The organism is Streptomyces sp. NPDC028910 (assembly GCF_055564955.1).
In genome coordinates this window covers 42,174-55,573 of the sequence record NZ_JBVHVF010000032.1, presented here as the reverse complement: position 1 = coordinate 55,573, position 13,400 = coordinate 42,174, and the positions used below count along the sequence as shown (strand labels likewise).

At 71.9% G+C, this 13,400-nt stretch carries 10 protein-coding genes and 1 pseudogene; 3 read left to right on the top strand and 8 right to left on the bottom strand.

The window, feature by feature from the left end; genetic code table 11:
• Positions 1-76 precede the first annotated feature (76 nt).
• The 6 genes and pseudogenes from ACZ4TV_RS29325 to ACZ4TV_RS29300 all read right to left on the bottom strand — a co-directional run bounded on the left by ACZ4TV_RS29325 (position 77) and on the right by ACZ4TV_RS29300 (position 7,228).
• Positions 77-1,123 carry a BMP family lipoprotein gene (locus ACZ4TV_RS29325; RefSeq protein ID WP_468138097.1) on the bottom strand — a complete coding sequence of 349 codons (1,047 nt, stop codon included), beginning with the start codon at positions 1,121-1,123 and terminating at the stop codon, positions 77-79.
• Positions 1,124-1,350: 227 nt separating this feature from the next.
• Positions 1,351-2,595 (bottom strand): amidohydrolase, encoded by a 1,245-nt coding sequence (locus ACZ4TV_RS29320; protein WP_468138137.1) that lies wholly within the window; start codon positions 2,593-2,595, stop codon positions 1,351-1,353.
• A 136-nt stretch (positions 2,596-2,731) separates the two neighbouring features.
• Entirely contained in the window at positions 2,732-3,904 is a 1,173-nt protein-coding gene (locus ACZ4TV_RS29315; RefSeq protein ID WP_468138136.1) for a hypothetical protein, read from the bottom strand.
• 22 nt (positions 3,905-3,926) lie between these two features.
• Entirely contained in the window at positions 3,927-4,835 is a 909-nt protein-coding gene (locus ACZ4TV_RS29310) for an N-acetylneuraminate synthase family protein (protein ID WP_468138135.1), read from the bottom strand.
• Positions 4,836-5,201: 366 nt separating this feature from the next.
• Positions 5,202-5,591: pseudogene (locus ACZ4TV_RS29305) on the bottom strand (cytidylyltransferase domain-containing protein); the annotation flags it as partial.
• Positions 5,588-7,228, bottom strand: a complete 1,641-nt coding sequence (locus tag ACZ4TV_RS29300) for a DUF6716 putative glycosyltransferase (RefSeq protein WP_468138096.1) — start codon at positions 7,226-7,228, stop codon at positions 5,588-5,590. The pseudogene ACZ4TV_RS29305 and the gene ACZ4TV_RS29300, both read right to left, overlap by 4 nt.
• A gap of 188 nt (positions 7,229-7,416) precedes the next feature.
• Between ACZ4TV_RS29300 and ACZ4TV_RS29295 the strand changes: the two genes are divergently transcribed.
• Both ACZ4TV_RS29295 and ACZ4TV_RS29290 read left to right on the top strand, forming a co-directional pair.
• Complete coding sequence (locus ACZ4TV_RS29295) at positions 7,417-8,391, top strand: glycosyltransferase family 2 protein (protein WP_468138134.1); 975 nt, start codon at positions 7,417-7,419, stop codon at positions 8,389-8,391.
• On the top strand, positions 8,391-9,809 hold the full coding sequence (locus ACZ4TV_RS29290; RefSeq protein WP_468138095.1) for a polysialyltransferase family glycosyltransferase: 1,419 nt from the start codon (positions 8,391-8,393) through the stop codon (positions 9,807-9,809). The genes ACZ4TV_RS29295 and ACZ4TV_RS29290 overlap by 1 nt, the downstream gene beginning before the upstream one ends.
• Positions 9,810-9,815: 6 nt before the next feature.
• Here ACZ4TV_RS29290 and leuE read toward each other — a convergent pair whose 3' ends face one another.
• Both leuE and ACZ4TV_RS29280 read right to left on the bottom strand, forming a co-directional pair.
• On the bottom strand, positions 9,816-10,466 hold the full coding sequence (gene leuE, locus ACZ4TV_RS29285; RefSeq protein ID WP_468138094.1) for a leucine efflux protein LeuE: 651 nt from the start codon (positions 10,464-10,466) through the stop codon (positions 9,816-9,818).
• A 44-nt stretch (positions 10,467-10,510) separates the two neighbouring features.
• Positions 10,511-12,091 carry an acyl-CoA mutase large subunit family protein gene (locus tag ACZ4TV_RS29280; RefSeq protein WP_468138093.1) on the bottom strand — a complete coding sequence of 527 codons (1,581 nt, stop codon included), beginning with the start codon at positions 12,089-12,091 and terminating at the stop codon, positions 10,511-10,513.
• Between the two features lie 179 nt (positions 12,092-12,270).
• Here ACZ4TV_RS29280 and ACZ4TV_RS29275 point away from each other — a divergent pair, with 179 nt between their 5' ends.
• Positions 12,271-13,137, top strand: coding sequence for a L,D-transpeptidase family protein (locus ACZ4TV_RS29275; protein WP_468138092.1), 867 nt, complete (start codon positions 12,271-12,273; stop codon positions 13,135-13,137).
• Positions 13,138-13,400 lie beyond the last annotated feature (263 nt).

Sequence of the window (13,400 nt, the reverse complement as noted above, 5' to 3'; positions counted from 1 at the left end):
ACGCGGCTCGGGGCCCGGGAGCGGCAGAGACCGCTTCCCGGACCCCGGAGACCACGACTGAAGGTCAGGCAGAACCTTACGGCGCTACCTTGACGGTGATCTTCTTGGCGATGATGTCGGCCTTGGCCTTCTCCACCGCGGCGATGACGTCGGTCATCTTCTTGTACTCGGGGTTGGAGTCGGCCAGGCCGACGCCGTCGGTGGCCAGGCCGTAGCGGACCTCACCGGTCTGCGGCTTGCCGTCCTTGACCGACTTGATCAGGTTGAAGACCGAGTCCGAGACGTCCTTGGTGACCGAGGTCAGGATCTTGTCCTTGAACTTGGCCAGACCAGCCTGGTTGTACTGGTCCGAGTCGACGCCGATGGCCCACTTGCCGTCGGTGGCGGCGGCCTCGATGGCACCGGATCCGGCCCCGCCGGCCGCGGCGTAGACGACGTCCGCGCCCTTGGCGAGCTGGCCCTGGGCGGCGGCCTTGCCGAGGTCGGGCTTGGCGAAACCGCTGAAGTCCGGCGGCTGGGTCAGGTACTGGGTCAGTACCTTCGCGCTGGGGTTGGTGTCCTGGACGCCCTGGACGAAGCCCGCCTCGAACTTCTTGATCAGCGGGGTCTCCACACCGCCGATGAAGCCGACCGTGCCGGTCTTGGTCGTCTTGGCGGCGACGACGCCGGCCAGGTAGGAGCCCTGCTCCTCGTTGAAGACGAGGTTGGCGATGTTCGGGCCCTGCTTCGAGATGTCGTCGATGAGGCCGAAGGTGGTCTTCGGGAACTTCGGCGCGACCTTCTCGATGGCCTCGGCGTAGGCGAAGCCGACGCCGATGACCGGGTTGTTGCCCTTGCGGGCGAGCTCGGTGAGGCGCTGGACCTTGTCGGCCTCGCCCTCGCCGTCGGTGGGCTCGGCCTCGGCGCCCTTGACCTTGAGCTCCGTCTCGGCCTTCTGCAGGCCGGCGTAGGCGGCGTCGTTGAACGACTGGTCGCCGCGGCCACCGACGTCGTACGCGATGGCGGCGGTGGGTTCCTTGTCGGACCCGGCGTCCGACGACTTCTTTCCGCCACAGGCGGTGGCCGAGAGGGCCAGCGCCGCGGACGCGACGCCCACGGTGGCGATCCTGGTGATCCGGCGCAAGGGGAGGCTCCTTCAAAACCTGACCGAAGCGCCACGACCGGCGCTGGTTTCGCGGCGATCGTAACGCGCGTAGATGTCAGTTAAAGGCCCGTTCATGAGTCGTTATCGGATCGTCGCGAACCGGACAGTGACCGATTGGTGACTCATTTCCTGTCCAGCCCTTGGTACCAAGGGCTGGACACGTCTGCGGGCGGAGCCGTCGATGTTGTAGCGACTTCGCCCCGCCGCTACCTGGCGGGCATCGTGCGCCGGCCGTCCAGCAGCGCGGCGGCCGTGAAGAACTCCACACCGACGGAGATCGCGGACTCGTCCACGTCGAAGTCGCCCCGGTGCAGGTCGTGCTTGGCGGTGTCGCCGGGGGTACGGACTCCCAGGCGGGCCATGGCGCCCGGAACGTGCTCCAGGTACCAGGAGAAGTCCTCTCCGCCCAGGCTCTGCTCGGTGTCCTCGACCGACTCGGCGCCGCGGCGGACCGCCATCGCCTCGCGCAGCAGCTCGCTGATCACCGGATCGTTGACCACCGGCGGCACGCCGCGCACGTGGTTGATCTCGAACTTGGCCCCGTGCATGGTCGCGATCTCGTCGATCGCCGCGTGGATCATGTCCGGGGCCTCGTGCCAGGCGTTCAGGTCCAGGCACCGTACGGTTCCGGACAGCTCGGCGTGCATCGGGATGACGTTGCAGGCGTGCCCGGCCTCGATCCGGCCCCAGGTGACCGACATGCCCGAGCGGGCGTCCATCCGGCGGGCCAGCAGGGCCGGGGCGTCGATGGCCACGCGCGCGGCGGCCGTCACCAGGTCGGTGGTCAGGTGCGGCCGTGCGGTGTGCCCGCCGGAGCCGGAGAGGCTGACCTCCAGCCGGTCGCAGGCGGAGGTGATGGGGCCGGGGCGCAGCCCGATCCGCCCCGCGTCGACCCGGGGGTCGCAGTGGACGGCGACGATCCGGCCCACGCCGTCCAGGACCCCGGACTCGATGGCGTCGGTTGCTCCGCCGGGGAGCACCTCCTCGGCCGGCTGGAAGAGCAGCCGCACGGGGCGGGGCAGCAGCCCTTGGCGGTCGAGCTCGGCGAGGACCAGGCCGGCGCCGAGGACGACCGCGGTGTGCACGTCGTGGCCGCAGGCGTGGGCGCGGTCGGGGAAGGTCGAGCGGTACGAGACGTGCGTCTTGGCATCCGGGATGGGCAGGGCGTCGATGTCCGCGCGCAGGGCCAGCATCGGCCGGCCGCCGTCCCAGGTGCCTACGTCACAGATCAGGCCCGTGCCGGACTTCAGCACCCGTGGTCGCAGGCCGGCTTGCTCCAGCCGGGCCTTGATCGCCGCGGTGGTGCGGAATTCCTGGTGTCCGAGCTCCGGGTGCATGTGCAAGTCCCGGCGGAAGGCGATCAGTTCGGCACGCAGGTGGTCCGGAAGCTTGCCGGGCAGCTCGGGCCGGTCGGACGCGGCGGGCTGGGCGGTCTGGGACTCGCGGGACATCAACTGGTTCACCCGTTGAAGGGTAGGCGCACGGACGGGTCAACTGGCCGGGGATCAGGAAAAGTTCATGCCGTTAGGGGAAAGAAACCCGGCCTCTGGCGCATGACCCCCTGCGCCGGGGGGTAAACTCGCGCGCTCATCCGGCCGTGGGAGCCGCCTGGGCAGGGAGTCTGCGCACATCACGGGCGGTGTCGGTGACTCCGGCGAGGAAACCGCGGGCGCGCGGGGACGCCGATCCGGTGAGCCAGGCGGGGTCGACATCGCATACGGCGACGGTGACCCCGGTACCGGTCAGGGCGTACGGCAGCGTGTGGACGACGGTGGACGGAAAGCTGACGATCGTCCGGCCGACGGGACCGCGCCGGGCGACCAGCTCCAGCGGCAGGTCCGGGCGTACGATCTCCAGCCCGGTCGCCCGGCTCAGCGCGCGCAGCTTCTCCGGGGACTCGCGGCGGTGCGCGAAGTAGCGGGTGGCACCGTGCTCCAGGGTGAGGGCGCGCACCGCGTCCAGATAGCGGGCCGGGTCGACCACGCCGGTCTCCACGAGCGAGGTGCCGACCAGGTCGGTGCCCTTGGTCAGGCGGGGCGGGCCGAAGCGGGCGCGGGTCCAGGCGAAGTCGTTGAGCCGCAGCGTCATCCCGCCGTGGGCGGTGACGGGCATCGAGCTGAACACCTCGACGCGGGGGGCGCGCTCCCCGGCGGGCGTGAAGCGCCGGCGCGCGGTGGCCGCGACGGGGGCGTACGCCAGCTCGCGGACGCGGCCGGGCAGCCCCCCGCCGCCGACCCGGTGCCAGCGTACGAGGCGTTCGCCGCGGGCGGTCTGGGCCATGAACTCCATGGTGGCGGTGCCGTCGTCGACCACGACGAGCTCCTCGGCGCGCACCAGGGTGAGCAGCAGCTGGACGTAGCGCGAGAAGGGGTCGCCGACGACGACCGTGCGCGCCGCGCGGACGTCGCGTGCCAGCGCGGCGAGCGCCTTCAAGGGCGCGAACCGGCTGCCGCGCGCCTCCTGCCACCGGACCTCGTACCCCTCGTCCCGCGCCAGTGCGGCCATCCGGCGCAGCTGGCCGCGGGACATGGGGTCGGTGGGCGGCAGGACGACGATCCTCAGCGGTGACCCGGCGTCGGCGCGGCGCTGCCGCCCCCGCGTGACGGCGTCCGGCCGCGGACCCTGCGGGTGGCCGGGGCCGGCCGGGACGCCCCGCGCGTGCGCCCACTCCAGCACGTTCAGGAGTTGGACCGGGCTCTCGACGAACGCCAGGGTGGAGGCGGAGGGGGTCACCACGTACTCCTTGTCGGGGGGCGGGATGCGTACGCGCCGGACCGCGTGGTCAGACGGCTGCCAGCTCGCCCCGGACGCGGCGGAGCTTCTTCATGGGGCCGAGCTCGGAGTCGTAGACCCGCTTGACGCCGTCACCGAGGGCGGTCTCGATGGTGCGGATGTCGCGGACCAGGCGGGCGAGGCCGCCGGGCTCGACGGAGGCGGCCTGGTCGGATCCCCACATCGCGCGGTCGAGGGTGATGTGGCGCTCGACGAAGGTGGCGCCGAGGGCGACGGCGGCGAGGCTGGTCTGCAGGCCCGTCTCGTGGCCGGAGTAGCCGATCGGGACGTTGGGGTACTCCTCCTGGAGGGTGTGGATCACCCGCAGGTTGAGCTCCTCGGCCTTGGCCGGGTACGTCGAAGTGGCGTGGCAGAGAAGGATGTTGGCGCTGCCGAGCACCTCCACCGCGTGGCGGATCTGCTGCGGGGTGGACATGCCGGTGGACAGGACGACGGTGCGGCCGGTGGCGCGCAGGGCGCGCAGCAGCTCGTCGTCGGTGAGGGAGGCGGAGGCCACCTTGTGGGCGGGGACGTCGAACTTCTCCAGGAAGGCGACCGCCTCGGTGTCCCACGGGGAGGCGAACCAGTCGATGCCGCGCGTGGCGCAGTGCTCGTCGATGGCGCGGTACTCGTCCTCTCCGAACTCGACCCTGTGGCGGTAGTCGATGTAGGTCATGCGGCCCCAGGGGGTGTCGCGTTCGATGTCCCACTGGTCGCGCGGGGTGCAGATCTCCGGGGTGCGCTTCTGGAACTTCACGGCGTCGCAGCCGGCTTCGGCGGCGGCGTCGATGAGGGCGATGGCGTTGTCGAGGTCGCCGTTGTGGTTGATGCCGATCTCGCCGACGACGTAGACGGGGTGGCCGGGGCCGGCGGTGCGCGATCCGAAGGTACGGAGGCGGGAGTCGGGAGTGGAGGTCATGGCAGGGGGCGTCCTTCGGTGCGGGGGTGTACGGGGTGTACGGGGTGTGGGCTGCGGGTCGGGTCGTGCCTCGGGCACCGGGTCGAGCAGGGGGGCGAGCAGTTGGGCCCGGGCCAGGTCGTGCGGGTCGTCGATCTCCAGGACCCGCGCGGGGTCGGTGGCGACGGGGAGGGTGCGGCCGAAGAAGCGGTGGCGGGCGGTACGGAACCCGGCCGCGTCCATGGCGTACGCGGCGCCGGTCTCCAGCAGGTCCTGCGGCCGGTCCTGGCGGCGGGGGCGTACGGCCATGTCGTGGTTGACGCCCGTCCCGCCCTCCTCCTGCTCCCGCCAGAGGAAGCCGTGGAAGGGGGCCACGGTCAGGGCCGAGTCGGCCGCGCCGGAGGCGACGGCCGCGGCGACCGACTCGACGTCGGAGGCGGTGAGGAAGGGGCTGGTGCACTGGACGAGCAGGACCACGTCCACGGTGAGGGAGTGCAGTTCCTCGAAGGCGCCGAGCGCGTGCAGGAGGGCGGCCTCGCTGCTGGCGGTGTCGCCGGAGATCGCGGACGGGCGGGCGATCACGTCGGCGCCGGCGGTGCGGGCGGCCGCGGCGATCGCCGCGGAGTCGGTGGAGACCACCACGTCGGTGACGGTCGGCGCGGCGCGGCAGGCCCGGACGGCGCGGGCGACGAGCGGGGTGCCGGCGACCTCGGCGAGGTTCTTGCCGGGGACTCCCTTGGAGCCGCCGCGGGCCGGGATGACGGCGAGGACCCTCACAGCTCCCCCAGCCTGCGGATCACCGGGGCCACGCGCTGCACCCCGTGCCGGTACGCACCACGGGCGGCCTGCCGCAGGTGGGCGCGGAGCCGGCGGCGCAGCCGGGACTCCCCCGCCGCCGGACGCACCGCGCCGGGCAGCGGGGTGCCGTCGGGCGCGAGGTGGTGCCGGGCGAGGATCCCGGGCAGGTATCCGGGCGCGGTGGTGAGCGTGTAGTAGGGGTCCGGGGCCGGGAGCCGCGACAGCGCCATGAGCTCCGCCACCTTCGCCCGGGCGAGGCCGTAGGCGTCAGCCGATACCGAAACGGCGCCCTCCGGCACGGCCAGTGCCCGCCCGATGAGGTTCGGCGCAGGCGAAATCGGCTCGGCGGACACCGGCGCGGCCGCGGCCGGCCCGGTGAAGTTCGGCGCAGGCGAAATCGGCTCGGCGGACGCCGGCGCGGCCGCGGCCGGCCCAGTGAAGTTCGGCGCAGGCAAAGTCGGCTCGGCGGACACCGGCGCGGCCGCGGCCGGCCCGATGAGGTTCGGCGCAGGCAAAGTCGGCTCGGCGGACACCGGCGCGGCCGGGGCCGGCGCGGTGGGCCTCGGCGTAGCCGGGGCGTGCTCCGCGGGCCTCGGCGTAGCCGGAGGCGGCGTGGGACGGACGCCCTGCGAAGCCAGCCAGTCCGCGTCCCCCTGCGGGAGCAGCCCCGCGTCGAGCTGGTCCCACGAGGCCAGGCAGCCGGAGCCCAGGAAGTGGTGGTTGCCGAGGGCCTCGCGGATGCCGAGGTCGGTGAGGATCGCGGTCGGGATGGACCGGTGCAGGGACTCCAGGGCGGCGGTGGAGGAGACGGTGACCAGCAGGTCGGTGCCGTCCAGCACCTCGCCCATGTTCCCGTACACGAGGCGGCAGTTGGCGGGCAGGCCGCCCGGGAGTTTCTCCGCGAGCCGCTGGTACGGCTGCTCCTCCAGGTGCGTGGTGTGCTCCCCGGGCTTGCTGCGCAGCTTGATCAGCACCTCCCGCTCCGGGTGCAGTCGCGCGTGCCCGGCCGCCCGCTCCAGCAGGTAGGCGCGGTCGGCGCGGCTGTCGGGTACGGAGGGCTGGACGGCGAAGACCACCGTGTGGGCCCTGCTCCCGGCCGGCTCGTACGGCGCCCCGCCCAGGAAGGGCAGCGCGGTCTCGGTGACGGCGGCGGCATCCGCGCCGACCCCTTCGTACACGGCGCGGAAACGCTCCGCGTCATGGCGGGAATTGGCGAGTACGAGGTCGGCCCCGTGCCGCAGCAGCAGCCCGTCGGCGAGCTTCTCGTACACGACGCCCACGTATCCGGTGACGAGTACGGGGCGTCTGGCCGGGGCGGGCCACAGGGCCCGGGTCCCGTGCAGGACGGCCTGGACGGCCCCGCCGACGAGCGCGAGGACGACCACGTCGTAGTGCTCGCGCTCGATCTCGGTGAGGAACTCGGCGCAGGTCACCTCGGACAGCCGCTCGGCCCGCACCCCCACCTCGCCGAGCTGGCGCGCGGTGGGTGTGGCGCGGCCGCGCAGCAGGTAACCGGTGAGCTGGTGGTCGGGCACGAGACGGCGGGCGGTGAGTGCGCCCCATTTCCATCGCGTATCGGAATCGGCGAGTACGGCGACGCGTTTGCGTTCTGGCACGCGGCAGAAGCTATTCCGCAATTTCGCTGATCGGCCCAACGAACGCACAACAGCCGGTTAACAACGCGTCGACTGAATGCGAAAGCGTACGGGTTAACTCGCCCGCCCGGCGCCGTTCACGTGGAATCCGCATCCGGGCCACAGTGAATGCCGGGCGGCGCCCTAATGTCTCGCGGGTGCCCAAGCCCATGCTCTCTGTCGTCGTGCCGTTCTACAACGTGCAGACCTACGCACCGGATGCCCTGAAGAGTCTCGAAGTCAACGCCCGGGAGGATTTCGAGTTCCTGCTCGTCGACGACTGTTCGACGGACGGGACGCCCGGTCTGCTGGAGCGGGCGGCGCGCGAGCTGCCCGGGGCGGTGCACCTCAGACACGAGCGGAACGGCGGCCTGGCCACCGCGCGGAACACCGGTCTGGACGCGGCCCGCGGCGAGTACCTCACCTTTCTGGACGGGGACGACTGGCTCGCCCCCGGCCACCTGGCCCGGATGCTGGCCGCCATACAGGCTCTGAACTGCGATTTCATCCGCACCGACCATGTGCGGTGCACCGGCCGGCAACGGAGCGTGCAGCGCGTCCCCTTCGGCCCGCAAGCGGTGGTGGCCGACCCGCGCGCCGCGATCCTGCCCGCCGACCGGGCCACGTCCGTGGACTATCCGTACGCCTGGGCCGGCATGTACCACCGGCGGCTGCTGGACCGCGGGGTACTTCACTTCACGGACGGGCTGCGGACGGCGGAGGACCGGCCGTGGATCTGGCGGCTGCACCGGGAGGCGGCGTCCTTCGCCGCGGTCGGATTGCCCGGAATCTTCTATCGACGCGGTATTTCAACCTCCTTGACGCAGATCGGGGACGAACGGCAGCTCGATTTCATCCGCGCCTTTGATCAAGTGCTCGCGGAGGTCATCGCCGACCGGGAATCCGATCTACTACTCCCGAAAGCCGTCCGAACGTATTGTGCAATTATCGCGCACCATTTCGGATCCATCGAAAGGTTCGAACCGGCCGTGGCCAGGAAACTCCGCTCGATGAGCACGGCGGCCCTCGGCCGCATGCCCCAGGACGTACTGGACCAGGTCCTGGACGCCATGGACATCGAACGCTCCACCGTGCTGCGCCGCCTGCGCGCCGGCCGCCGCACCCCGTCGGGGGCGGCCGCCTGATGCCCACGCAGATCTTCCTGGCCTCCACCCTCTACGGTGCGGCCACGCTCGCGGCGGGCATCGACGCGGGCTGCTTCCCGCCCGCCGGCCGCCGGATCCTGCTGACCAGCAACCACGCCGCCACCGCCGAGATCAGCCCGGGAGTCGCGGACATGCCGGGCTTCGCCGCCCTGCGCGCCCGCTTCGACGAGGTGCTCGACTGGAACCGGGTCATCGAGCCGCAGCACCCGAGCACCTGGGCCCCGCGCGCGGAGGACGTCCCGATCTGGGAGCGGCAGCTGCGCACCCTGTGGGGCCTCGGCGAGCACCGCGTCGAGCTCATCGTGGAGTCCCTGCAGGTGCCGCCGGCCCAGACCCTGTGCCGGCTCTTCCCCGGTGCGGCGGTCGACGTCTACGCCGACGGCCTGATGAGCTACGGTCCCACCCGCGTCCGTCTCGACCCACAGCTCGGGATGCGGGTGCGCCGGGTGCTCCACCTGGACCTGGTGCCGGGGCTGAAACCGCTGCTGCTGACGGAGTTCGGGGTGCGGGCGGAGCTGGTGCCGACGGAGTCCTTCCTCAAGGTCCTGGCAGAACTGGCAGAACTGGCGGAACTGGCGGACCTGGCGGACCGGGCGGACCGGGCGGACGTAACGGAACTCGCGGAACCGCCCGCGCCCGCGCACACGCACGGCACGGACCTCGGCGGCATCGGGGATTCCCCGGCGCTCCTGCTCGGCCAGTACCTCTCCGCGCTCGACCTCATGACCCCGGACGAGGAGGAGGAGCTCCACGTGTCCATGGTCCGGGGCGCCTGCGCGCTGGGCCACCGGGAGCTGGTCTTCAAGCCGCATCCCAGCGCCCCGGCCGAGTACTGCCGGCGGGCCGCGGCCGAGGCCGAGCGGCTCGGCGCCCGGCTCACCGTGACGGACACCCCGGTACTGGCCGAGAGCCTCTACCAGCGGCTGCGCCCGGCCCTGGTCGTCGGCTGCTTCTCCACCGGCCTGCTGACCGCCTCCACGCTGTACGGGCTCCCGGTCGCGCGCACCGGGACCGGGAGCGTACTGGCCCGCCTGACCCCGTACCAGAACAGCAACCGGGTGCCGCTGGTCCTGGTGGACGCCCTGCTGCCCGATCTGGCGGACGCCGCGGCCGTACGCGACTGGACTCCCCCGGAGCCCGGGCCGGTCTCCTCGGAGCTGGCCGCTCTGCTCATCGCGGTCGGCTTCACGATGCAGCCGCAGATCCTCTCCGCGCACCGGGCCGCGGCCGAGGCCTATCTGGCCGAGCGGCTGGACACCCGCACCTGGCGCTACTTCACCCGCCGCCGGCTGGCCGGGCTCGGCCTCCCGGGCGGCGTCCCGGCCCGGCTGTCCTTCCTGCCCCACCACCCCGCGGTCCGCCGCCTGGCCCGGCGGCTGCGCCACGTCTTCGGCTGAGGGGCCTCAGCTGACGGCGAGCTTGGCCGCGAAGCCCAGGAACAGCACGCCCGCCGCCGAGGTCGCGCCCGCCGACAGGCGCTTGCGGCGGCGGAACGCGGCGGCGAGGCGGGTGCCGCCGAATATCAGCAGCGTCAGGTACAGGAAGCTGCCGGCCTGCAGCAGACCGCCCAGGACCAGGAACGACAGCGCCGGGTAGGCGTAGGACGGGTCCACGAACTGCACGAAGAAGGACATCAGGAAGAGGATGGCCTTCGGGTTGAGGAGGCTGATCAGCAGCGCCCGCCGGTAGGGCCGCTCGTTCTCACCCGCGTCGGCGGGGCCGGCGACCTCCGCCTGCGTCCGCTCCCGGCGCGTGCGCCACAGCGCCCAGGCACCGCGCATCATCCCCACGGCCAGCCACGCCAGGTAGCCGGCCCCGAGGAACTTCACCACGGTGAACACCAGCGGGCTCGCCCGCAGCAGCGCCCCGGCGCCCACGGCGGTCAGCAGCATCAGCACGGCGTCGCCGGTGAACACCCCGGCGGCGGCCTTGTACCCGGTGCGCACCCCGCGGCGGGCGGCGACGGACAGCACGTAGAGCGAGTTCGGCCCCGGCAGCAGAATGATCAGCACCAGGCCGGCGAGATAGGTCGGAAGATCGGTCACACCCAGCATGCGCAGGAGTGTCCCATGAGATCGCACCTGTCAGCCGGGGATTTTCACCAGGTGGAACCGGTCGGCTCGTACGCCCCCCACACCTCCCGCAACGCCCCGCACACCTCGCCCACCGTGGCCCGGGCCCGCAGCGCCTCCTTCATCGGGTACAGCACGTTCTCCGTCCCCGCCGCCGCCCCCCGCAAGGCCGCCAGCGCCGCCGCCACCGCCGCCCCGTCCCGCTCCGCCCGCAGCCGCGCCAGCGCCGCGCACTGCCGCGCCTCGATCGCCGGGTCCACGCGCAGCGGCTCGTACCGCTCCTCCCGGTCCAGCGCGAAACGGTTCACCCCGACCACCACCCGCTCCCCGCTCTCGGTCTCCTGCGCGATGCGGTAGGCGTTGCGCTCGATCTCGCCCTTCTGGAAGCCGGCCTCGATGGCGGCCACCGCCCCGCCGTGCTCCTCCACCCGCCGCATCAGCGCGAGCGCCTCCGCCTCCAGGTCGTCCGTCATCCGCTCCACCGCGTACGAACCGGCGAAGGGGTCCACGGTGTGCGGCACGTCCGTCTCGTGCGCGAGCACCTGCTGCGTGCGCAGCGCGAGGCGGGCGGACTTCTCCGTCGGCAGCGCGATCGCCTCGTCGAAGGAGTTGGTGTGCAGCGACTGCGTGCCGCCCAACACGGCGGCCAGGGCCTGCACGGCCACCCGTACGAGATTCAGCTCGGGCTGCTGCGCGGTCAGCTGGACTCCGGCCGTCTGGGTGTGGAAGCGCAGCATCAGCGACTTCGGATCCCGCGCCCCGAACTCCTGCCGCATGACGCGGGCCCAGATCCGCCGGGCCGCACGGAACTTCGCGACCTCCTCCAGCAGGGTGGTGCGGGCGACGAAGAAGAAGGAGAGCCGGGGCGCGAACTCGTCGACGGCCATCCCGGCCGCCAGGGCCGTACGGACGTAGGCGATGCCGTCGGCGAGCGTGAAGGCCACCTCCTGCGCGGGCGAGGCCCCCGCTTCGGCCATGTGGTAGCCGGAGATGGAGATGGTGTTCCACCGGGGGATCTCGGCGCGGCAGTAGCGGAAGGTGTCGGCCGTCAGCCGCAGCGAGGGCTCGGGCGGGAAGATGTACGTCCCGCGCGCGATGTACTCCTTCAGGACGTCGTTCTGGATCGTCCCCGTCAGCTGTGCGCCGGAGATGTCCTGTTCCTCCGCGACCAGCTGATAGAGCAGCAGGAGCAGCGCGGCGGGCGCGTTGATCGTCATCGAGGTGGAGACCCGGTCGAGGGGGATCCCGTCGAACAGCGTCCGCATGTCGTCGAGCGAGTCGACGGCGACCCCGACCTTGCCGACCTCGCCGTGCGCGAGCGGGGCGTCGGAGTCGTGTCCCATCTGGGTCGGCAGGTCGAAGGCGACGGACAGCCCGGTGCCGCCGCCCGCGATGAGCTGCCGGTACCGCGCGTTGGACTCGGCGGCCGTGCCGAAACCGGCGTACTGCCGCATGGTCCACGGCCGACCGGTGTACATGTTCGGATAAATCCCCCGAGTGTAGGGGAAGTCGCCCGGCTCCCCCAGTTCGACCGCCGGGTCCCACCCCGTCAGGTCGCCGGGCCGGTAGACGGGTTCGATGGGGATTCCGCTCTCGGTGCGTGCCATGTGACGTATCCCTCCGTAGAGCATCCAGGCCCGGGACTGGTACAACCGTGCCCGCATATCGCTTCGTAAGGCTGCGGACGGCTGCTGGTCACAATGGCGCAACATCCCGGACCGCAGTGCAACTCTCCACGCGCGCGAGGCATCACCTAGATACACGACGTAGAAACCGGGGGACTGCAATGCAGCGCCAGAGAGTCATATTCCGCACGCTCGGGGTGGCCACCGCCGTCGCGCTCGCCGCGACCGCCTGTGGGCCGCAGAAGTCGGAGTCCGCGGGCTCCGCTTCCTCGGCCCCCTCCTCGCCCACGGCGGGCGCCACTCCCGAATCCTCCCCGTCGACCGACAACAAGCCGGCCTCGCCGTCCCCCTCGGCCTCCGCCTCGGCGTCCCCGTCCGCCTCTCCTTCGCCGACGGTGAAGCAGATCATGGCCAACGGCGACGACAGCGAGCAGGTGCGCGAGCTCCAGGCCCGTCTGAAGCAGCTCAAGCTGATGACGGTGGCGCCGACCGGCTTCTACGGCTCGAAGACGACGGCGGCGGTCAAGACCTTCCAGTCGAAGCACGGGCTGAACCCCACCGGTTCGGTCGACGAGGCCACCTGGAAGAAGATCCAGAACTCCACGAAGAAGCCCACCGCAGACGAGCTGCGCCCGCCGGCGGTCAACGAGGCGGACGCGCCCGACCCGCGCTGCATGGAGGGCCGGGTCATGTGCATCAGCAAGGAGAGCCGCACCCTCGCCTGGATGATCGACGGAAAGATCATCTCCACGATGGACGTGCGCTTCGGCTCGGAGAACACCCCGACCCGCGAGGGCGTCTTCAAGGTGGACCGGAAGGAAAAGGACTGGACGTCCACGATCTACCACACGGCCATGCCGTACTCGATGTTCTTCAGCGGCGGCCAGGCGGTGCACTACTCGGCCGACTTCGCGGCCCGCGGCTACGCCGGCGCCTCGCACGGCTGTGTGAACGTCCGGGACAAGGGGAAGCTGGCGGCGGTCTTCGGCCAGGTGAACGTCGGCGACAAGGTCGTCGTCTACTGGTGAGGCGCGGGGCCGCAGGCGGGGCCGCGGACCGGGATCGGTCCGCGGTCTATATCAAGGCCCGGATGATCGGCTCGGACAACCGGCCCGCATGAGGGTCCACATGACGCGCCCGCACTGCGGGCCGAGGTAACAGGTCCAAGTAAAGGGCGCGGGCAGGGCCGGGGGAACGTGCCCCGCCCGCGCCGGTTGCGCAGAGCCCAGGGGTACGGGGGGAACCCCGGCTCATGCGCGGCCGATGACCAGTCGGCTCGTTATGTACTGCG

Bases quoted from the DNA above. Each gene is read 5' to 3' on its own strand.
- ACZ4TV_RS29320 (WP_468138137.1), bottom strand. From the start codon at position 2,595: ATGTCCCGCGAGTCCCAGACCGCCCAGCCCGCCGCGTCCGACCGGCCC.
- ACZ4TV_RS29310 (WP_468138135.1), bottom strand. From the start codon at position 4,835: ATGACCTCCACTCCCGACTCCCGCCTCCGTACCTTCGGATCGCGCACC.
- ACZ4TV_RS29295 (WP_468138134.1), top strand. From the start codon at position 7,417: ATGCTCTCTGTCGTCGTGCCGTTCTACAACGTGCAGACCTACGCACCG.
- ACZ4TV_RS29290 (WP_468138095.1), top strand. From the start codon at position 8,391: ATGCCCACGCAGATCTTCCTGGCCTCCACCCTCTACGGTGCGGCCACG.
- leuE (WP_468138094.1), bottom strand. From the start codon at position 10,466: ATGCTGGGTGTGACCGATCTTCCGACCTATCTCGCCGGCCTGGTGCTG.
- ACZ4TV_RS29280 (WP_468138093.1), bottom strand. From the start codon at position 12,091: ATGGCACGCACCGAGAGCGGAATCCCCATCGAACCCGTCTACCGGCCC.
- ACZ4TV_RS29275 (WP_468138092.1), top strand. From the start codon at position 12,271: ATGCAGCGCCAGAGAGTCATATTCCGCACGCTCGGGGTGGCCACCGCC.